General features: G+C 60.5%; 19 protein-coding genes. 6 read left to right on the plus strand and 13 right to left on the minus strand.

Annotated elements, in window-relative coordinates; translation table 11 throughout:
• Nucleotides 1-94 precede the first annotated feature (94 nt).
• From ACWNRM_RS04170 to ACWNRM_RS04225, 12 genes are all read right to left on the minus strand, one after another.
• Nucleotides 95-409, minus strand: coding sequence for a hypothetical protein (locus ACWNRM_RS04170; RefSeq protein ID WP_485169556.1), 315 nt, complete (start codon nt 407-409; stop codon nt 95-97).
• Between the two features lie 131 nt (nt 410-540).
• Entirely contained in the window at nt 541-1,002 is a 462-nt protein-coding gene (locus ACWNRM_RS04175) for a type II toxin-antitoxin system RatA family toxin (protein ID WP_485169555.1), read from the minus strand.
• On the minus strand, nt 1,002-1,985 hold the full coding sequence (gene lipA, locus ACWNRM_RS04180) for a lipoyl synthase (protein ID WP_485169682.1): 984 nt from the start codon (nt 1,983-1,985) through the stop codon (nt 1,002-1,004). The genes ACWNRM_RS04175 and lipA overlap by 1 nt, the downstream gene beginning before the upstream one ends.
• 8 nt (nt 1,986-1,993) lie before the next feature.
• Nucleotides 1,994-3,397, minus strand: a complete 1,404-nt coding sequence (gene lpdA, locus ACWNRM_RS04185; RefSeq protein ID WP_485169554.1) for a dihydrolipoyl dehydrogenase — start codon at nt 3,395-3,397, stop codon at nt 1,994-1,996.
• 3 nt (nt 3,398-3,400) lie between these two features.
• The gene (locus tag ACWNRM_RS04190) at nt 3,401-4,666 is read right to left on the minus strand and encodes a pyruvate dehydrogenase complex dihydrolipoamide acetyltransferase (RefSeq protein WP_485169553.1); all 1,266 of its coding nucleotides are present in this window, start codon (nt 4,664-4,666) and stop codon (nt 3,401-3,403) included.
• Nucleotides 4,667-4,678: 12 nt separating this feature from the next.
• On the minus strand, nt 4,679-6,025 hold the full coding sequence (locus ACWNRM_RS04195) for a pyruvate dehydrogenase complex E1 component subunit beta (protein WP_485169552.1): 1,347 nt from the start codon (nt 6,023-6,025) through the stop codon (nt 4,679-4,681).
• Between the two features lie 3 nt (nt 6,026-6,028).
• Nucleotides 6,029-7,051 (minus strand): pyruvate dehydrogenase (acetyl-transferring) E1 component subunit alpha, encoded by a 1,023-nt coding sequence (gene pdhA, locus ACWNRM_RS04200; protein WP_485169551.1) that lies wholly within the window; start codon nt 7,049-7,051, stop codon nt 6,029-6,031.
• A 104-nt stretch (nt 7,052-7,155) separates the two neighbouring features.
• Nucleotides 7,156-8,067, minus strand: coding sequence for an indole-3-glycerol phosphate synthase TrpC (gene trpC, locus ACWNRM_RS04205; RefSeq protein ID WP_485169550.1), 912 nt, complete (start codon nt 8,065-8,067; stop codon nt 7,156-7,158).
• A complete protein-coding gene (gene trpD, locus ACWNRM_RS04210; RefSeq protein ID WP_485169549.1) occupies nt 8,064-9,182 on the minus strand; it encodes an anthranilate phosphoribosyltransferase in 1,119 nt (372 codons plus the stop codon). Before trpD ends, trpC begins: the two co-directional genes overlap by 4 nt.
• Nucleotides 9,183-9,779: an anthranilate synthase component II gene (locus ACWNRM_RS04215; RefSeq protein ID WP_485169548.1), complete on the minus strand. Its 597-nt coding sequence runs from the start codon at nt 9,777-9,779 to the stop codon at nt 9,183-9,185.
• A 74-nt stretch (nt 9,780-9,853) separates the two neighbouring features.
• Nucleotides 9,854-11,332 carry an anthranilate synthase component I family protein gene (locus ACWNRM_RS04220; protein WP_485169547.1) on the minus strand — a complete coding sequence of 493 codons (1,479 nt, stop codon included), beginning with the start codon at nt 11,330-11,332 and terminating at the stop codon, nt 9,854-9,856.
• On the minus strand, nt 11,329-13,248 hold the full coding sequence (locus ACWNRM_RS04225; RefSeq protein WP_485169546.1) for a peptidylprolyl isomerase: 1,920 nt from the start codon (nt 13,246-13,248) through the stop codon (nt 11,329-11,331). Before ACWNRM_RS04225 ends, ACWNRM_RS04220 begins: the two co-directional genes overlap by 4 nt.
• Before the next feature lie 244 nt (nt 13,249-13,492).
• Between ACWNRM_RS04225 and tpiA the strand changes: the two genes are divergently transcribed.
• From tpiA to ACWNRM_RS04250, 5 genes are all read left to right on the plus strand, one after another.
• Nucleotides 13,493-14,242, plus strand: coding sequence for a triose-phosphate isomerase (gene tpiA, locus ACWNRM_RS04230; RefSeq protein WP_485169545.1), 750 nt, complete (start codon nt 13,493-13,495; stop codon nt 14,240-14,242).
• Nucleotides 14,243-14,276: 34 nt separating this feature from the next.
• A complete protein-coding gene (gene secG / locus ACWNRM_RS04235) occupies nt 14,277-14,633 on the plus strand; it encodes a preprotein translocase subunit SecG (RefSeq protein ID WP_485169544.1) in 357 nt (118 codons plus the stop codon).
• Between the two features lie 91 nt (nt 14,634-14,724).
• Nucleotides 14,725-16,356, plus strand: a complete 1,632-nt coding sequence (gene pyrG, locus ACWNRM_RS04240) for a CTP synthase (RefSeq protein WP_122039366.1) — start codon at nt 14,725-14,727, stop codon at nt 16,354-16,356.
• Nucleotides 16,353-17,180 carry a 3-deoxy-8-phosphooctulonate synthase gene (gene kdsA, locus ACWNRM_RS04245; protein WP_485169543.1) on the plus strand — a complete coding sequence of 276 codons (828 nt, stop codon included), beginning with the start codon at nt 16,353-16,355 and terminating at the stop codon, nt 17,178-17,180. The genes pyrG and kdsA overlap by 4 nt, the downstream gene beginning before the upstream one ends.
• Nucleotides 17,170-17,643: an OsmC family protein gene (locus ACWNRM_RS04250; protein WP_122039365.1), complete on the plus strand. Its 474-nt coding sequence runs from the start codon at nt 17,170-17,172 to the stop codon at nt 17,641-17,643. Before kdsA ends, ACWNRM_RS04250 begins: the two co-directional genes overlap by 11 nt.
• On the opposite strand, the gene ACWNRM_RS04255 is transcribed toward ACWNRM_RS04250, so the two are convergent.
• Nucleotides 17,631-18,119 carry a DUF3429 domain-containing protein gene (locus ACWNRM_RS04255; RefSeq protein ID WP_023977384.1) on the minus strand — a complete coding sequence of 163 codons (489 nt, stop codon included), beginning with the start codon at nt 18,117-18,119 and terminating at the stop codon, nt 17,631-17,633. The genes ACWNRM_RS04250 and ACWNRM_RS04255 overlap by 13 nt on opposite strands.
• Before the next feature lie 100 nt (nt 18,120-18,219).
• Between ACWNRM_RS04255 and eno the strand changes: the two genes are divergently transcribed.
• Nucleotides 18,220-19,500 carry a phosphopyruvate hydratase gene (eno, locus tag ACWNRM_RS04260; protein ID WP_023977385.1) on the plus strand — a complete coding sequence of 427 codons (1,281 nt, stop codon included), beginning with the start codon at nt 18,220-18,222 and terminating at the stop codon, nt 19,498-19,500.
• Nucleotides 19,501-19,624: the final 124 nt, after the last annotated feature.

Genomic DNA, 19,624 nt, shown 5'->3' on the forward strand with positions numbered 1-19,624 from the left:
ACCTGCATCAGATCCTGACGAGAGGGAAGCCACGATCCCTCCCCCGTAGCGCCTAAGTCTCGCGGCGGAATGAGGGGAAGGGACGCAGGGCCGATTACTGGCCCGAGGAAGCCGGCATCGTCGAGGCAGGCATCTTCATGTTGTTGTCCATCGGCATGGGGGCCGGGGCCGGGGCTGTGGCATTGGCCATCGGCGCTGCTGCAGGCGTCGTCACGGGAACGGGAGTCTGGGCCTGCTGCAAGCTGCGTGCATTCAGGTCCTCGGTGGATGCCGAGCCCTTGTCCGCCTTCTGGTGCTGCATGGCGGTCTTGCTGGCATGAGCCTTGTGGCCCGTGTGCTTGGCGAATGCCGGCGTTGCGACAGCGAAGGTAGCGGCCATCAGCGTGGCACCCAGAGCAGAAATCTTCATTGTTCGTCCTTCCTTGATAGGCAGATATCGGGGCCGGGTTTGTGTATCGCGACACAAACCATACCCGTCTGTAAGCAGGAAACGTAACGAAGGCGTTGCAGTTGCGGCGTGCTTTAAAAACGTCCGCGTGATTACCGGCGGATCACCGCACCGGGTTGCGATGATACCCCGTAGGTGTCGCGCGCCCGCTTGATGAAGGCAGATACCATGAGTCGGACGCCTTCGTTGAACACCACCCCGATCGCGTTCTGCAAAAGGCGCGAGCGGAACTCGAAGTCGACGAAGAAATCCACAAGACAGCCCCGCGGCTCAGGGGTGAAGGTCCAGACATTGTTGAGATATCTGAACGGGCCTTTCTCGTACCGCACGCGTATGCGGTGTGGTCTCTCCAACGAGACGCGGCTCGTGAAGGTCTCGCGAAACGGCCCAAAGCCGACAGTGAGGTCAGCGACAAGCTCCTGTTCAGTGCGCGATTTGATGACAGCCTTGACGCACCAGGGCAGGAATTGAGGATAGGCACCCACATCGGCCACGAGATCGAAAAGCTGTTCAGGACTGTAAGCGATCAATCGTTGCTCGGCATGGGTAGGCATTATTCTCTCTCCAGCTGGAGCGCTTCTTGCTTCAGCCTGTTCTGTCGCGCCTCTCGAAGCGCTGCGAAATCGGAATCGGCATGATAGGACGAGCGTGTCAGCGGACTCGAGCTGACCTGCAGGAAGCCCTTGGCGCGGGCCATGCGGGCAAATTCCTCGAACTCGTCGGGCGGCACGAATTTTGCCACGGCAGCGTGTTTGGGCGTTGGCTGCAGATACTGACCCATCGTGATGAAATCGACGTCGGCAATACGGAAATCGTCCATGACCTGACCTACCTCCATCTTTTCCTCACCCAGACCGAGCATCAGCCCGGATTTGGTAAAGATCGAAGCATCGAGCGCCTTCACGTCATCGAGCAGACGCACGGACTGGAAATACCGTGCCCCTGGGCGGATAGACGGATAGAGCCGGGGGACAGTTTCAATATTGTGATTGAAAACATCCGGACGGGCCTTGACGACCACCTCAAGCGCGCCAGGCTTGCGCAGGAAGTCAGGCGTCAGGATCTCGATCGTCGTTTCCGGTGAGGCTTCGCGCACCCGTGCGATCGTCTGGGCAAAATGCAGCGCCCCACCATCGGCCAGATCGTCGCGATCGACTGAGGTGATGACCACATGGCGCAGCCCGAGCTTGGCCACCGCTTCTGCCACGCGCTGTGGCTCATCGGCATCCAGCATTTTGGGCATACCTGTCGTAACGTTGCAGAACGAACAGGCGCGCGTACAGATCTCCCCCATGATCATCATGGTGGCGTGGCGCTGTGACCAGCATTCACCGATATTCGGACAGGCGGCTTCCTCACAGACTGTCACCAGCCTGTTATCGCGCATGAGCTTGCGCGTTTCCTGATAGACGGGGCTGTTGGGCGCCCTTACCCGTATCCAGTCCGGCTTGCGCTGGATCGGGTTGTCCGGCCGGTTGGCCTTTTCAGGATGGCGAAGCGAACCTGACTTGCGATGATCGATAGTAATGCGCTGCATGGTCATGACTAGAAGTGGAGTGCTCCACCCCAGGCTGCAAGGACCGACTCATGCATCGTTTCCGAGATTGTCGGGTGCGGGAAAACCGTCTCCTTCAGCTCGGCCTCGGTGAGTTCGGACGTCCGTGCGATCACATAGCCCTGAATCATCTCCGTCACTTCAGCACCGATCATATGCGCGCCCAGCAATTCGCCGGTCTCGGCATCGAAGATGGTCTTGGTCAGGCCATCCGGCTCGCCCATGGCCAGCGCCTTGCCATTGGCGAGGAACGGGAACCGGCCGATCTTGAGCTTGCGTCCGGTTGCCTTGGCTTTTTCCTCGGTCAGACCCACCGACGCCACCTGGGGGCGGCTATAGGTGCAACCCGGAATATTGAGCGGATGGAGCGGTTCGGGATCGTGGCCTGCAATCTTCTCGACGCAGATCACGCCCTCATGGCTGGCCTTGTGCGCCAGCCATGGCGCACCCGCCACGTCACCAATGGCCCACAGGCCCGGCTCGCCGGTGCGGCAGAACTCATCAACAATGATATGGGTCTTGTCGACCTTGACCTTGGTCTGCTCGAGGCCGAGGTCTTCCACATTTCCGACGATACCAACCGCAAGAATGACCTTGTCGACAACGAGATCGGTCGTGCCCGATGCTGTCGTGATCCGGGTCGAGACGGTGCCATCCTTCTTGTCGAGCGGGCCAACCTTGGCGCCAGTCAGCACCTTGATACCCTGCTTCTCGAAGGCCTTCTGCGCCATGGCGCTGATTTCCGCGTCTTCGGCAATCATGATACGGTCGGCCACTTCGGCAATGGTCACTTCAGCGCCCATATTGCGATAGAACGACGCGAACTCGACGCCAATTGCCCCGGACCCGATGACCAGAAGACGCTTCGGCAGTTCCTTGGGCACCATCGCCTCGCGATAGGTCCAGACCAGCTCCCCATCAGGCTCGAGCCCGGGGAAGTGGCGGGCGCGGGCGCCTGTTGCCAGAATCACGTCGGGCGCAGCAATACGGCCGGTCTCCTTGCCATCCTTGCTGATGGCGACAATATGCGCCTTGCCGTCACGACCGGCGAGCTTGGCCCGGCCATCGTAAACCTTGACCTTGGCCTTTTTGAGCAAGCCAGCGACACCGCGCGACAACTGACGTGACACGGCGCGCGAGCGCGCCACCACCTTTTCGATGTCGAAGCTCACCTTTTCGGCGCTGAAGCCAAACTCGGCAAGGTTATGTAGCTGATGATTGAGTTCGGACGCCCGCAGCAACGCCTTGGTCGGGATGCAACCCCAATTGAGGCAGATACCCCCCAGATGGGTGCTTTCGACCACAGCGACATTCTTGCCAAGCTGCGCGGCGCGCAGGGCAGCGACGTAGCCGCCCGGCCCACCGCCCACGACGATCAGATCGAATTTGTCCATGAGTCAGATCACCAGTCGATAGGGGTTTTGCACAATGTCACGCAGGGCATTGAGCCATTTCGCACCGAGCGCTCCATCGACCGCACGATGGTCAACCGAGAGGGTGGCTGTCATGACAGTGGCAACCGCAAGTTGATCGCCACGCACGACGGCGCGCTTCTCACCCGCGGCAATGGCCAGAATACCGGCCTGAGGCGGGTTGATGATGGCTGCGAATTCACGCACGCCAAACATGCCCATATTGGAAATCGAGAACGTGCCGCCCTGGAATTCCTCCGGCTTGAGCTTGCCGTCACGGGCACGCTTGGCCAGATCACGCGCCTGCTCACTGATTTCACGCAGGGTCTTGCGATCGGCCTGACGGATGATCGGTGTAATCAGGCCATCGGGAATCGAGACCGCCATCGAGATATCGATGTCCGGGAAATGCAGCGTTTCGGCTTCAGTGAACTGGACGTTCAGGCCGGGGCAATCGCGCAGGGCCAAAGCTACAGCCTTGATCATCATGTCATTGACAGAGATCTTGAACTGCCCCTCGCCCTCGCTGGGTGATGCTGCATTGAGCTGGCCACGCAGGGCAAGCAACGCATCAAGCTCGATATCGACCGAGACATAGAAATGCGGGACGTTCTGCTTGGACTCACTGAGACGACGGGCAATGACCTTGCGCATGGACGAGTTCGGCACGCGCCTGGCTTCAGCAGGGATGGAACCCGCAGCCGTCACCGTTGCCGAAGCCTGAACAGGCTTCGCGTTCTCGACGTCGCGACGCAGGATACGGCCGTTAGGGCCTGTCCCGTTCAGCGCAGCGAGATCGATACCTTTCTGCGCGGCAATGCGACGTGCCAGCGGTGAGGCGAAAACGCGCTTGCGGTGGGATGCCGCCACCGGCGCGGCCTGAGACTGCGCGGGCGCAGCCGGGGTTGCCTGGGCGGGAGCCGATTGCGCGGCGGTCTGTGAGGCCGTCTCGGGGGCGGGCTCCGCTTTCTGCGCCGGCGCCGACTCAACGGCGTCAGGCACAGCCTCGCCTTCCTCGACCAGAATGGCGATGGGCGAATTGACCTTCACCCCCTCGCTGCCTTCCGGCACGACGATACGGCCGAGAATCCCCTCGTCGACCGCCTCGACTTCCATCGTGGCCTTGTCGGTTTCGATCTCGGCAATCAGATCGCCTGCCTTGACTGTATCGCCTTCCTTCTTCAGCCAGCGCGAGAGCGTACCCTCGGTCATGGTCGGAGAAAGAGCGGGCATCAGGATATTGGTAGCCATGGTCGCAGCCCCTCAGAACAGTTTGCGAACCGCGTCCACCACCCAGTCAGGCTGCGGAAGCGCATGTTTTTCGAGATTGGCGGCGTAGGGCAGCGGAATATCCAGACCACAGACGCGCGCAGGCGGGGCATCGAGATAATCAAACGCCTGCTCACAGGCCACTGTGCAGATTTCGGCGCCAATGCCAGCCACCGGCCAGCCTTCCTCAACCGATACGATACGGCTTGTCTTCTTGACGCTGTTGATGATCGTCTCGGTATCGAGGGGACGGATGGTGCGCAGGTTGATCACCTCCGCCTCGATGCCCTGCTCAGCCAGCTTGGCAGCGGCTTCGAGCGCCACACCAACCATGATCGAGAACGCCACCAGTGTAACGTCCTTGCCCTCGCGTTCGATCTTCGCCTTGCCGATGGGCAGGATGAACTCCTCGTCCACCGGGCACGGGAATTTCTGTCCGTACAGGATCTCGTTTTCTAGAACGATCACCGGGTTCAGATCACGAATAGCTGCACGCAGCAGGCCCTTGGCATCCTCTGATGACCAGGGGGCAACGACCTTCAGACCGGGCACATGGGCGTACCAGCTGGCATAACACTGCGAGTGCTGCGCACCCACACGCGCTGCTGCACCGTTGGGGCCGCGGAACACGATGGGACAGCCCATCTGTCCACCCGACATATAGAGCGTCTTGGCGGCGGAATTGATGATGTGGTCGATCGCCTGCATCGCGAAGTTCATGGTCATGAACTCCACGATCGGCTTCAGGCCTGTCAGAGCGGCACCGACAGCCATACCCGTGAAGCCATGCTCTGTGATGGGCGTATCGATGATGCGGCGCTCACCGAATTCATCAAGCAGACCTTGGCTGATCTTGTAGGCGCCCTGATACTGGGCGACTTCCTCGCCAAGCAGGAACACATCGTCATCACGACGCAGCTCTGCGGCCATCGCATCACGCAGGGCTTCACGCACTGTGATAACCGAAGTCTCGCCCCATTCGCGGTCCGGTGTTGCCACCAGTTCTTGCGGCTTCTGGGGAGCCTTTTCCTCAACCGCGGTCTGAGCCGGGGTCGTCTGGGCGGGGGCCGGGCCATTTTCCAGCGCCGAGATGTCCTCGCCCTCTTCTGCGATGATGGCGATCTGCGTGTTCACGGCGACGTTCTCGGTGCCTTCCGGCACGAGGATCTTTGCCAGGATACCACTATCAACCGCCTCGACTTCCATCGTGGCCTTGTCGGTTTCAATCTCGGCAATGACGTCGCCGGAATTGATCTTGTCACCCGCCTTGCGGGTCCACTTCGAAATCGTGCCTTCAGTCATGGTAGGCGAAAGAGCCGGCATGAGAACAGGAGCGGCCATGACTTACGCCTCCACCAGAATATCGGTCCAAAGTTCAGAGAGATCAGGCTCGGGGCTGTTCTGCGCAAAATCGGCAGCGTCATTGACGATCTGCTTCACCTCGGCGTCGATCTCCTTGAACGCCTCGTCTGTCGTGCCCTTCTCGGACAGCAGCTTGTGCAGCGCCTCGATGGGGTCACGCGTACGGCGCATCTCCTCGACTTCCGAGCGGTCGCGATAACGCGCCGGGTCAGACATGGAGTGGCCGCGATAGCGATAGGTTTCCATCTCGAGCAGGAAAGGGCCCTTGCCCGCACGGCAATGCGCGACGGCTTCCTGAGCCGCCTCATGCACGGCAAACAGATCCATGCCATCCACCTTGCGGCCCGGAATCTTCCAGGGCGCTCCGATCTCGGAGAGGTTGTGAGCCGCAGCACTGGAGCGCTCGACGCTCGTGCCCATGCCGTAGCGGTTGTTTTCGATCACATAGATGCAAGGCAGCTTGTGCAGCGCGGCGAGATTGAAGCTCTCATAGACCTGCCCCTGCTGGGCAGCGCCTTCGCCGAAATAGGCAACGCCCACTTCATCGGTCCCGCGATACTTGTTGGCAAAGGCCAGACCAGTGCCGATGGCTACCTGCGCGCCCACGATGCCATGACCGCCATAGAAATTCTTCTCGCGTGAGAACATGTGCATGGAGCCACCCTTGCCATGCGAATAGCCGTCTTTGCGTCCGGTCAGCTCGGCCATCACACCGCCGGGGCTCATGCCCATCATCAGCATGTGCGCGTGATCACGATAGGAAGTCACGATCTTGTCGCCCGGCTTCATCGCCAGCGACATACCGACGATCACCGCTTCCTGACCGATATAGAGATGGCAGAAACCGCCGATCAGACCCATGCCGTAAAGCTGTCCAGCCTTTTCCTCGAAACGGCGCAGCAGAAGCATATCGCGATATGCCGTGCGCACGGTCTCCAGTGGCAGGATCGGTCCGTTGTGATCGGCGAGCGGCTGAGCCGCTCCCTTATGGGCTTTGCCGGACATGCTGAGTATCTCCTGGGCCAGATCGTTGTGTCATGCACAACTCAGGGACCGGTATTTACCAGTCCCGTTGAGCAAGTCCACAACCCGGGCTGTTAATATGTGCGTTAGAGCGTGCCGAGCAGGCGGCGAGCGGCGATGCCAGGATCCTGTTCGCGCAGGAGACTTTCGCCAACGAGCACGCCGCTGGCCCCTACCTCACCCACACGCGTCACATCTTCGAGTGTGCGGATACCGCTCTCGGAAACGAGGATACGATCGGGCGGCACCAGCGGGGCAAGCTTGGCTGTCGTGTCCAGATCGGTCGCGAGCGTACGCAGGTTGCGGTTGTTGATCCCGATAAGCGAGGTGTCGAGCGCAAGTGCGCGATTGAGTTCGCCTTCGTCATGCACCTCGCACAGCACGTCCATGTCAAGACCACGGGCAAGGGCGATGAGCTCGGCAGCCTCGGCATCGGTCAGGGCCGAGAGAATGATCAGGATGCAATCCGCTCCGATCAGTCGGCTTTCATGCACCTGCCAGGGCTCAAGAATGAAATCCTTGCGCAGGATCGGCAGCGGGCAGATTTCCTTGACCGCCTTGAGATCCTCGATCGACCCATGAAAACATGAGCCCTCGGTCAGGATCGAAAGGCAGATCGCGCCGGCCGCTTCGTAAGCCTTTGCAATGCCAACCGGATCAAAATCCGGACGTAAGATTCCAGCCGAAGGCGAGGCCTTCTTGATCTCCGCGATCAGCCCGACACGCCGATCGGCCGCCATCTGCTTGAGCGCCTGACCGAAACCGCGCGTAGGCACACTGACCTCGCGAGCGCGTGCCGTGATTTCCTTGAGTGGCATGATCTGTGAGCGCTGTTCGACATCAATGCGCGTCCGGGCACAGATACGCGCCAGCACATCCGGCATGTCCACGCCGGAAACGGGCAATGCGGTCTCTTCCTGCACAAGGGTTCCGGGCACCTGAACATCAGGAAAGCCGGCGGGCGTGTCATGCGTGGGCGTGGACGAATGATCGGTCATTTCAAGCCTGACGTCTGGATCAAATGGGAGGGGTGCACCGCATCGGCAGAATCCGGCGCCTGCTTCTGCGCCTGAACGAGGGCCGACAGGGCAAGCCCTGTATCGATGGCATGTGCGGCGACCTCGACATTCCTGCGAAGGAGAGTGGGGACGATCGACGCGTTTTCAAGAATGGGGAAACGGCCAGAGACATGCAGGGCGACAGCCGTGTTGAGGAGCACGGTATCACGATACGCGCCCTCCTGGCCGGAGAGCATGTCGAGCAGCTTGCTGGCATTATGGGCGGGGTCACCGCCCGCAATGGCTGCGATGGGGCGGTGCGGCAGTCCCGCCATATCCGGTGTCAGGACAAGATCGAGAAAGCGCCCTTCATCCCAGGCATGGATATGCGACAGGCCCGCGAGGGTGATTTCGTCACTCCCGCCAAGATCGGTCTCGCCATGCACGGCCCAGACACACTCTGCACCGAGCGATGCCAGTGTCTCGATCACAGGGCGCAGCCAATGCTGATCGTAGATACCGATCATCTGTCGGCGGACTTCAGCCGGATTGCAGAGCGGCCCGATCAGATTGAAGATCGTGCGAAAGCCAAGTGCCCCCCGGACCGGCGCGGCATGGCGCATGGCCGGATGATGCAGCGGCGCTGCGAGAAAAGCCAGACGGCCGTCACGCAAGCGGCGCGTCTGCTCGCCCAGATCTTCGCACGGAGCAATCCCCAGCGCCATGAGCGTGTCTGTCGCCCCCGCCCGAGACGACAGAGCGCGATTGCCGTGCTTGGCCACCGGCACACCCAGCCCCGCAAGCACGAAAGCAACGGCGGTGGAAACATTGAGCGTGCCGAGCCCGTCTCCCCCTGTGCCGCAAACATCCATTGCCCCTTCCGGGGCATCGGGCAGGGTTGTCATGCAGGCCCGAACGGCACGCACCGCACCGCTCAGCTCATCGACAGTTTCGCCACGCAAGCGAAGCGCCATGAGGATAGCTGCAAGCTGCTCGCCGGGCACTTCGCCCTGCATGATGAGGGTAAAGAGCGCTTCGGTCTCTTCCCCCGTGAGACGCCGCCCCTCGGCGAGCCGACCCATGACCTGTTTGAGACGACCAGACTGCATCGTCATTCAGGCTGCTTGCGACTTCTGGCGTGCAGCACGGGCGATATTGATGAAATTGGCCAGCATCATCTGACCATCTTCCGAAGCGATGCTCTCGGGATGGAACTGCACGCCATGGACCGGCAGGGTCCGATGACGCACGCCCATGATCACGCCATCCTGCGACCGGGCATTGACGATAAGGGTGTCAGGTATCGTCTCTGGCGCCAAGGTAAGACTGTGATAGCGCGTCGCCTGTGTCGGGCTGGCCAGACCATGGAACAGGCCGGTGCCATCATGACGTATGCCGTCGACCTTTCCGTGCATTGGCACAGGCGCACGGACGACCGTCGCGCCAAAAACCTGCCCGATCGCCTGATGTCCAAGGCAGACGCCCAATACCGGCACATGCGGCGCCGCTGCTGCAATCAGGTCACAACAGATACCGGCCTCGTTGGGCGAGCATGGGCCGGGAGAAATCACGATGGCTTCCGGACGGAGGGCAAGGGCCTCCTCAACACTCAGGGCATCGTTGCGACGAACGTCACAGACCTCTCCCAATGTCCCGAAATGGTGGACAAGGTTGAAGGTGAAACTGTCGTAGTTGTCGATCAGCAATATCATGGCACTAAGATGGCGATGTCTCGAGTGAAGGTCAAATTCCGTTACAATGCCTGACTTTCCGGCGGTTCAGCCCGTCAGCCACCGCCCCCGCTGGCCTGAATCACGGCCAGCTCCGCCGCACGGAAAATGGCGCGTGACTTGTGCCTCGTTTCCATTTCCTCACTGGCGGGGTCGCTGTCGGCCACGACACCACATCCGGCCTGCACATACATCCGCCCCTGGTGCAGGATCGCCATGCGAAGGCCGATACAGGTATCCATATCGCCATCAACGCCGACATAGCCGATGCAGCCCGAATAAGGGCCACGCCGGGTTACCTCCAGCTCGTCGATGATTTCCATGGCGCGGATCTTGGGGGCACCCGTCAGTGTTCCCGCCGGGAAGGCGGCGGACAGCGCATCCAGTGCGTCACATTCGGGACGAATCGAGCCCTGCACGGTGGAGGAGATATGCATGACATGGCTATAGCGCTCGACCACGAAGGACGACGGCACCGTGACCGACCCCATGCGTGCCACACGACCCACGTCATTACGCCCCAGATCGATGAGCATCAGATGTTCTGCACGTTCCTTGGCATCGGCCAGCAACTCGGCTTCGAGGCGTTCATCTTCCTCACGATCCGCGCCCCGCGGTCGGGTTCCGGCAAGAGGGCGCACGGTCACAACCTGGTCGCGCAGTCGCACGAGAATTTCAGGAGATGAACCGACGAGCGAGAAGCCATCCATCTCGACAAGGAACAGGAACGGCGCAGGATTGACCCGTCGCAAGGAACGATAGAGTGCCAATGCAGGCAGAGGAAACGCCGCCTCGAAACGCTGGCTCGGCACGATCTGGAACGCATCGCCCGCTGCAATATAATCCTGAGCCTTGCGCACCTTGTCCATGAACGCATCTGCCGTCATGGTCGAAACCGGGGCGTCGAGAACGCTGCCTTCCGGCAGCTCAGGCGCCGTGTCGAGAGGCGCTGCTATGAGCGCCCTGCTGGCACGCTCAAGCAGGTCCAGACCTGCCTCGCGGCTCATCCCACCCTCGCGTAAGGGCACGGCAAGGTGCAGCTCGTCCCGCACCGAGTCGAACACGGCGAACAGTCCGGGACGCATCATCACGCCATCGGGCAGATGAAGATCATCCTGCGGCGCGTTGGGCAGTGTTTCCATCTGCCGGACCATGTCATAGCCCAGATAGCCGAAAATACCCCCGATCATGGTGGGCAGTGAATCCGGCAACACGGCACGGCTCTCATCGATGAGACGACGCAGGGAGACCAGCGGTGCCTCGTCAATCTCGGTAAATACCGACCCTGCTTCATGCGGCGCAGTGTTGATTGAGGCAACACCATGAGCACAGCGCCAGACGAGATCCGGCAACAGGGCTATGACCGAATATCGCCCACGCGCGGCGCCGCCTTCGACACTTTCGAACAGCAGACGATACGGACGCCCCTCACCCCCACCCGCCTGAGCGGGCACTAACGAGGAAAGCTTCATGAAAGCCGCGACCGGCGTCAGAAGGTCGGCGGCCTCGATACGCGTGAGAAATTCGGTCGTCATTCCTGTCCGGTTCCCGCCTTGAGCGCCTGCTGAAGCACCGGCATGTTCGGCACTGGTTTGATCTGCCCTTCCAGCGAATGGACGAACACCACCGGCACATCAGCGCGCATTGTGTCCTGCAGCTGGGACTGCATGGAGGCGCGAAGCGCCTTGGTGCTCTCAGGGCTTGCGGGCTTGGTCGCCTTGACCGTGAACACGTACAGCGCGTCACCATCGGCCATCATGCCGGTCTTTCCGACCGGGGTCGAAAAGATCTGCGAAAGAAGGGCGGATGGCAGGTTACCATTCTGCATGCGCGAGATCATAAGATCCTTCTGCATCTGCGCCTCATCGGTCGTGCCTGCCACAGCCTTGTCAAGACCACCGGATTTGCGGGCCGCCTGCATGAGCGTGGTGGCACGCTCATCTGCCATATGCATCTGACGCTCGCGAAGCCAGTCATGCCCCACCTGCTCACGCACGATGTCGTAAGGCTTCACATGGCCGGGCTCGATCTCGTCCACGAGCACAGCGAAGGCGCTGCCGTCAGGGCCGTTGACCAGCGAGGGCTTCTCGCCCTTATTCTGACTGAAGATGCGCGCGGTAATGGCCTTGCGGATGGCATCGCTCCCCGGCAGAGGCGCAACCTCACCATCTTTCGTCAGGCCCTGGGCATCGAGCGACCCCTGAGCCGGCACGGCGCCGATATCGGTCGGTATCTGCTCGAGGTCCGCACTGCCTGCTATGGCATCTTGCAGCGAAGCCACGCGTCCACCAAGGATTTGCGGGGCCTGCGAGCGGGCCACTTCATCACGGATATCGGCTTTCGCATGGTCGAAATCGGTCTTGTGTGGTGCATTGATTGCCGTGACGCGGAAAACAATCCAGCCTGCGGGACTCTCGATCGGCCCTTCGATCACGCCGGAAGGAGCCTCGAAGGCAGCCTTCGCCAATTCAGGGCTCGGAATATTGGCCTTGCGCGCATTGGGGAAGGCCACCGCTGCTGCTGCCGGATTCTGCTTCTGAAGAGCCGCGTAATCGCCACTGGCTTTCCAGGCTGCCAGAACGGACTCGGCAGCCGCCCGGTTCTGAAGCGTCAACACCTCCAGACTACGCGTTTCCGGCACATCGTATTTCTGGATTTCGAACTCGTAGTAGCGCTTGAGATCAGCATCGGGAATGGTGAGCGTGCGGGCAATCGTGTCTGCCGAGAGCAGGACAAGCTTGGCATGACGATATTCTGCCGAACGATAGAGCCACGGATGCAAATCATAGAAGCGGCGAAGCTGTGCCTCCTCAGGGGCAACCGGCACGGCGACAGAGGCGCTGTCGAGACGCAGCAGGTCCACCTGATGCGCAAGCGTATTATAGGACAGAAGCTGATCAAGAACCGAACCCGGCACCTTCATGCCATTGCCGAGACCCTCGAGCAGGTTACGCGCACCGATATCATCGCGCACCTTCGCCAGAAGATCGCGCTCCGTAATATGAATTTGGCTCAGCTTGCTGTTGAAAAGTTTGCGGTCGAACTGCCCGTCCGTTCCATGAAACACGCTCATGCCGAAGATCTCGTTGCGAACGAGGGCATCGGGCACTTTCATGCCGTTGCGGTCCGCCAGGGCCAGAACCTCGTTCTGGGCCAGCATGCGCTGAAGCACACCCTGGGCGACCTGCTCACGCACAGCCGGGGTCAGTTGTGACGGGTTGCTCAGCCCCATCTGCTGCGCAACACGCGGCATTTCGTTCTGAATGGCATTGGCAAGATCCTGGGCCCCTATCTGTCGGGTCCCGATCTTCACGGCAATATTGGCCTGATCACCGTTATAGCTGCCGACCACATCGCCGACGCCCCAGCCAACGAAGGCCAGGAAAATGAGAAGCGCAATGATGCGCCCAAGCCAGGAATCGACAACAAGATGCCGCAAAGTCGAAATCATACGCGTCCAGGATCCGCAATTCGCCAGGGATTGATTGGCAGGACCATAGTCTGCCACGCTTCACTTGACCAGACGGCGCCCTTCCGCGCAGGCAGGCAACAGGACTTGTGCGATGCAACGCTTGTCATCCATCTGACGATAAGATGATGGACAATTGACGTTCGCCCTCTGTCTCAGGCCTGAAAACATCCGCTAAGCAGGGGTGTCTCTCGCCAATTAACGCAGGATCACTGAAGGATAAACGATGCGCCAGATGATCATGGGCAATTGGAAGATGCACGGTCTGCGCGATCAGGGGACAAAACTCGCTACTGAAATTGCCATAGCCATTGCACCGGTAGTGCGTGAACGCGACATCGTACTTGCTCCCCCGTTCACGCTGACCGGCCTGCTTGCCCCGCTGCTTGCAGCCCAGGGTATCGGCCTGGCAGCTCAGGACTGCCACGCGAAACCGGAGGGTGCCTTCACGGGAGACATTGCAGCACCGATGCTGGCGGATCTGGGCGCCTCCCATGTCATTCTGGGGCACTCTGAAAGGCGGGAGCATCATCACGAGGATAACGATCTTGTCAGACGCAAGGCCATGACAGCGCGCCAGTTTGGCCTGTGCCCTGTCGTCTGCGTGGGGGAGACTGGCAGTCAGAAAGAAGAAGGTGGGGCCGAGGCCTGGCTTACACAGCAGATCATCGAATGTCTGCCAGGCAATTTTGATGGAATCGTGGCTTATGAGCCGATCTGGGCCATCGGCACCGGAAAGGCGGCGACTGAAAGTGACATCGAATCCCGCATGAATCTAATTCACGGTGTGTTACGCCGTCATCTTGAAACGGATGACAAATCACCTCGGGTCCTGTATGGCGGCTCAGTCAAGCCCGAAGATGCCGCGTCCATCCTCGCTGTTTCCGGCGTGGGAGGCGTGCTCGTCGGCGGAGCCAGCCTGTCTGCCGAATCCTTTCTCGGCATTGCAAAGGCAGGTCTCTCGTCGGCGTCCTGACGGCATATATATCGCGTTTACATGAAAGCCGGACATGACCACGCTGCTGCTCGTTCTCAATTTCCTTGTGACTATCGCCCTGATCGGCGTGATCCTTATCCAGCGTAGCGAGGGCGGTGGTCTTGGCATTGGCAGCAGCCAGGGCATGGGATCGTTCATGACGGGACGCGGCACGGCCAATCTGCTTACGCGCACCACTTCAGTTCTCGCAGGCGTTTTCATGGTGCTTTGCCTTCTGCTCGCGGTACTGAACCGCGGCGCCTCGACGAACGCAGGCAGTGACATTCTGGCGCAGCCCCCTGCCCCGACGGCGCCCGCCGCACCGGCCACCGGCACGACCGCCCAGACGCCCGCCACAACACCCGCTCCGGCGGCTCCTGCGAAGCAGTAACGCAACAGAACGAAAAATTTCTTCCGCCCGGGTCCTCGGGCGGCATTCTTCTCGTTCCCTCGGAACACGATCCGGTGTAGGAGAGCCTTCCATGACTCGGTTCGTATTCATCACCGGTGGCGTGGTTTCCTCTCTCGGCAAGGGCATCGCTTCTGCGGCTCTTGCGGCTCTCCTCCAGGCGCGCGGCTACAAGGTCCGCATGCGCAAGCTCGACCCCTATCTCAATGTGGATCCGGGGACCATGAGCCCCTATCAGCATGGCGAAGTGTTCGTAACAGATGACGGGGCCGAGACCGATCTCGACCTCGGCCATTACGAGCGTTTCACCGGGGTTCATGCCCGAAAGGCCGATAACGCCACGACGGGACGCATTTACTCTGAAGTGATTGCCCGCGAACGCCGCGGCGATTATCTCGGCGCGACCGTGCAGGTCATTCCCCATATCACAGACGCCATCAAGGAAGCCGTCGTGGCTGGCACGGATGGCTATGATTTTGTGCTGGTCGAGATCGGCGGCACTGTGGGCGACATTGAAAGCCTGCCGTTCCTCGAATCGATCCGTCAGCTGCGCAATGATCTGGGCCCGGCGCACACCATGTGCGTGCACCTCACCCTCCTGCCCTACATTCCCGCAGCCGGTGAGCTGAAAACGAAGCCGACCCAGCATTCGGTCAAGGAACTGCAAAATGTCGGCATCCAGCCGCAGATGCTCATCTGCCGCTCGGACCGCGAAATTCCGACCAATGAGCGTCGCAAGATCGCGAGCTTCTGTAATGTGCGTCCCGAGGCCGTGATTGCTGCTCTGGACGTCGACACCATCTACGCCTGCCCGATTTCCTACCACAAGGAAGGCATGGACAATGAGGTGCTGCGTTATTTCGGTCTGCCTGTGGATGGCGAGCCCGATCTGAGCCGCTGGACCAAGATTGTCGAAACGCTGCGTCATCCCGATGGCGAGGTCCGTATTGCCGTGGTTGGCAAGTACACGGCACTTCTCGATAGCTACAAATCGCTCATCGAAGCGCTCCTGCATGGTGGCATTGCCAATAGCGTCAAGGTCCGCCTCGAATGGGTTGAATCAGAAACGTTCGAGAAAAATCCCGAATCGATCGCAGCACTTGGTCGGGTTGACGGCATTCTCGTGCCGGGCGGATTTGGCGAGCGTGGCTCTGAAGGCAAGATCGAGGCCGTGCGCTATGCCCGCGAAAACGGCGTGCCTTTCCTTGGTATCTGCTTTGGTATGCAGATGGCCGTTATCGAATGCGCGCGCTCCCTCGCCGGTCTCGACAAGGCCTCTTCGACGGAATTCGGCCCGACCGATGAGCCTCTGGTCGGTCTCATGACCGAATGGGCACGTGGCAACGAGATGCTGCGCCGCCGTGAGCATGGCGAAATGGGTGGCACCATGCGCCTTGGCGCCTATCCGGCCAAGCTCAAGCCCGGTTCACGCGCTGCCGAAATCTATGGCACGACCGAAGTGCGTGAGCGGCATCGTCACCGTTACGAGGTGAATGTGCACTATCGTCAGCAGCTCGAAGCCACAGGCCTCGTGTTTTCGGGTATGTCGCCCGATGATGTCCTGCCGGAAGTAGTCGAATATCCGGATCACCCGTGGTTCGTGGGCGTTCAGTATCACCCGGAATACATGTCCAAGCCTTTCGCCCCGCATCCGCTCTTTGCCGGCTTCATCGAGGCTGCCGTCAAGAAGGCCCGCCTCGCATGAATGATATCACCCTTGGTTCGCTCACCATGGGCAACAAGCAGCCCTTCACGCTGATTGCAGGCCCCTGCCAGATTGAATCCCGCGCCCACGCGCGCGACATGGCGGCGGGTCTTGCCGAGATCTGTGGCGATCTTGGCATCGGCTGGATCTACAAGAGCTCGTTCGACAAAGCTAATCGCACGTCTCTCAAGGCGCAAAGAGGGATCGGCCTTGCCGAAGGGCTCGATATTCTGGCGGGTATCCGTGAGGAGTTTGGCTGTCCGGTGCTGACCGACGTGCATGGTGCAGAGCAGTGCAAGCCTGCTGCCGAAGCAGTCGATGTACTGCAGATCCCTGCCTTTCTGTGCCGTCAGACCGATCTGCTGCTCGCGGCTGGCGAGACCGGTCGGGCCATCAATGTCAAGAAGGGGCAGTTTCTCGCCCCCTGGGACATGGCCAACGTTGCCGCCAAGATCGCGTCCACGGGCAATGAGAAGATCATGCTGTGCGATCGCGGCACGAGCTTTGGCTATAATACGCTGGTGAGCGACATGCGCGGTCTGCCGATCATGGCCTCGACCGGCTATCCGGTTGTTTTCGATGCCACCCACTCTGTGCAGCAGCCGGGCGGCCTTGGCGGTGCATCAGGCGGGCAACGTGAATTCGTGCCTCCCCTTGCCCGCGCCGCTGTGGCTATCGGTGTTGCCGCCGTGTTTATTGAAACGCATGAGGACCCCGACCAGGCGCCTAGCGACGGCCCTAACATGGTGCCGCTTTCCGAGATGCGCGATCTTCTGAAAACGCTCCAGGCTTTCGACAGGCTTGCCAAGTCCAATGGGTTCTAAGCGACACGTCTATTCGGTTCAGACCGAATGGACCGGCAATCACGGGCTCGGCACACGTTCATGGCATGTCTATAGCCGCAACCATGATATTGCGGCCGAAGGCAAACCCGTAATTCACGGCTCGGCAGATCCCAGCTTCCATGGTGATCCGACGGGCTGGAATCCCGGTGAACTGCTTCTCGCCTCGCTGAGTGCCTGCCACAAGCTCTGGTATCTCGGCCTTGCCGCAGGTGCCGGCCTTGTCGTTACGGCCTATCGCGACGCCGCCGAAGCCGTGATGATGGAGAACCCGCAGGGGGATGGTGAATTCGAGAGCGCTGTTCTGCGCCCCGTCATCACTCTTGCAAGCGGAAGTTCGGTCGAGCAGGCACAAAGCCTGCACGATCAGGCTCATGCCCATTGCTTCATTGCCCGCTCGGTGAATTTCCCCGTGATCTGCGAGCCTGTCTTTCAGATCGTGTAAGGCTGGAGCGGTGCGCTGAGGCAGGCAGCCAGGCAAAGCACCACAACAGCCGTCAGCAAGGCGCGGAACGGGAAGTATCCGGCAGGCAGGGCGCCCTTGCGATAGGCAGCGCGCTCGGCCATCAACACCAGAACAAAACCGATCATCTCCATCAAAATACCGCCGCGCGGTGCCCAGACGACGCCAGCATAGATGGCGATCCAGCTCCAGAGTGACGGCATGACGCCGAGGAACAGCCTGCGTCGGTTGATCGCTCCCATGCCCTGTGCCGGCATGATGGCAGGCTGCTCAAGCGCCAGCCCCCAGTGAACCGCCCCCAGGAACGACAGGATGCAGCCGCCATAGGCCAGCATCGCCACGCCAATATGAGTGACTGGCCCCAGACTACCCCAGAACAAGGCCGCCATGGCGAGGGTGATAAATGGCACCAGACCGGCGATACCAAGGAAAATGACAAGCGGTGACAGGGGTCTCACGGAATATCCATCCTCATTTCACATAACGCCAGTTGACAGCGCCGGTGTCTCGACGCCTTGTGATGCCCGAAGTTCGAACGTTCAAACAGGGAGCCCCCAAATGAGCGCCATTATTGATATCATTGCTCGCGAGATTCTGGATAGCCGTGGCAATCCGACTGTAGAAGTCGAGGTTGAACTGTCTTCGGGTGCCAAGGGCCGCGCTGCTGTCCCGTCCGGCGCCTCCACCGGTGCCCATGAGGCCGTTGAGCTGCGTGACGGCGACAAGTCGCGTTATGGTGGCAAGGGCGTTCTCAAGGCTGCCGCCTTCGCTGAAGGCGAGATCCTTGACGCCCTGCAAGGTGCCGAATCGTCCGATCAGATCGCCATCGACGAAGCCATGATCGAGCTGGACGGCACGCCGAACAAGGCGCGTCTGGGTGCCAACTCGATCCTCGCCGTCTCGCTGGCGACCGCCAAGGCAACCGCGCTTGAGCTGGATATCCCGCTTTATCGTTATGTCGGTGGCGTTTTCGCGCACACCCTGCCCGTGCCGATGATGAACATCGTCAATGGTGGCCAGCATGCCGATAACCCCATCGACATCCAGGAATTCATGATCCAGCCGGTCGGCGCACCGACGATCATGGACGCCGTGCGTATGGGTTCCGAAATCTTCGCTCACCTGAAGAAGAACCTGCATGCAGCTGGCCACAACACCAATGTGGGTGACGAAGGCGGCTTTGCTCCGGGTCTGAAGTCGGCAGACGAAGCGCTTGGCTTCATCTCCAAGTCGGTCGAAGGTGCTGGTTACCGCCTTGGTGAGGACGTAACCTTCGCACTCGATTGTGCCGCCACCGAATTCTATCGCGATGGCCGCTACAAGATGGACGGCGAAGGCCGCGACCTCGACTCCTCGGGCATGATCGACTATCTGGCCGATCTCGCCGCACGCTACCCGATCGTTTCGATCGAAGACGGCCTTGCAGAGGACGACTGGGAAGGCTGGGCAGAACTGACCGCAAAGCTTGGCCACAAGCTGCAGCTCGTCGGGGACGACCTGTTCGTAACCAACACCGAGCGTCTGGTGCGTGGCATCGAAAGCAACACGGCTAATGCGCTGCTGGTGAAGGTCAACCAGATCGGCACACTGACCGAAACGCTCCGCGCCATGGAAACCGCGCATCGCGCCGGCTACAAATGCGTCATGAGCCATCGTTCGGGCGAGACCGAAGATTCGATCATCGCTGATCTCGCCGTGGCAACCAATTGCGGTCAGATCAAGACGGGCTCGCTGTCGCGCTCCGATCGTACGGCAAAGTACAATCAGCTGATCCGCATTGAAAACGAGCTGGCGACTGCCGCCCGTTACGCAGGCCGCTCGATCCTTCCGCGCGCCTGAACCTTTTTGCACTACGCAAGCATGAGGGAGAGAGCCATTCTCTCCCTCATTGCGTTTACACGATTGTCAGCGACGGCAAGCTGAGGCTAGTCTTGCCCAAGCTGCTTGTGCCTGGATTGATGGA

Source organism: Asaia sp. A2, assembly GCF_057319415.1.

Coding starts and splice junctions, on each gene's coding strand:
- ACWNRM_RS04225 (WP_485169546.1), bottom strand. CDS start 13,248: ATGATTTCGACTTTGCGGCATCTTGTTGTCGATTCCTGGCTTGGGCGC.
- secG (WP_485169544.1), top strand. CDS start 14,277: ATGACCACGCTGCTGCTCGTTCTCAATTTCCTTGTGACTATCGCCCTG.
- ACWNRM_RS04175 (WP_485169555.1), bottom strand. CDS start 1,002: ATGCCTACCCATGCCGAGCAACGATTGATCGCTTACAGTCCTGAACAG.
- ACWNRM_RS04190 (WP_485169553.1), bottom strand. CDS start 4,666: ATGGCTACCAATATCCTGATGCCCGCTCTTTCTCCGACCATGACCGAG.
- ACWNRM_RS04250 (WP_122039365.1), top strand. CDS start 17,170: ATGGGTTCTAAGCGACACGTCTATTCGGTTCAGACCGAATGGACCGGC.
- kdsA (WP_485169543.1), top strand. CDS start 16,353: ATGAATGATATCACCCTTGGTTCGCTCACCATGGGCAACAAGCAGCCC.
- ACWNRM_RS04195 (WP_485169552.1), bottom strand. CDS start 6,025: ATGGCCGCTCCTGTTCTCATGCCGGCTCTTTCGCCTACCATGACTGAA.
- ACWNRM_RS04220 (WP_485169547.1), bottom strand. CDS start 11,332: ATGACGACCGAATTTCTCACGCGTATCGAGGCCGCCGACCTTCTGACG.
- lipA (WP_485169682.1), bottom strand. CDS start 1,985: ATGCAGCGCATTACTATCGATCATCGCAAGTCAGGTTCGCTTCGCCAT.
- trpD (WP_485169549.1), bottom strand. CDS start 9,182: ATGACGATGCAGTCTGGTCGTCTCAAACAGGTCATGGGTCGGCTCGCC.
- trpC (WP_485169550.1), bottom strand. CDS start 8,067: ATGACCGATCATTCGTCCACGCCCACGCATGACACGCCCGCCGGCTTT.
- pdhA (WP_485169551.1), bottom strand. CDS start 7,051: ATGTCCGGCAAAGCCCATAAGGGAGCGGCTCAGCCGCTCGCCGATCAC.
- eno (WP_023977385.1), top strand. CDS start 18,220: ATGAGCGCCATTATTGATATCATTGCTCGCGAGATTCTGGATAGCCGT.
- lpdA (WP_485169554.1), bottom strand. CDS start 3,397: ATGGACAAATTCGATCTGATCGTCGTGGGCGGTGGGCCGGGCGGCTAC.
- tpiA (WP_485169545.1), top strand. CDS start 13,493: ATGCGCCAGATGATCATGGGCAATTGGAAGATGCACGGTCTGCGCGAT.
- ACWNRM_RS04170 (WP_485169556.1), bottom strand. CDS start 409: ATGAAGATTTCTGCTCTGGGTGCCACGCTGATGGCCGCTACCTTCGCT.
- pyrG (WP_122039366.1), top strand. CDS start 14,725: ATGACTCGGTTCGTATTCATCACCGGTGGCGTGGTTTCCTCTCTCGGC.
- ACWNRM_RS04215 (WP_485169548.1), bottom strand. CDS start 9,779: ATGATATTGCTGATCGACAACTACGACAGTTTCACCTTCAACCTTGTC.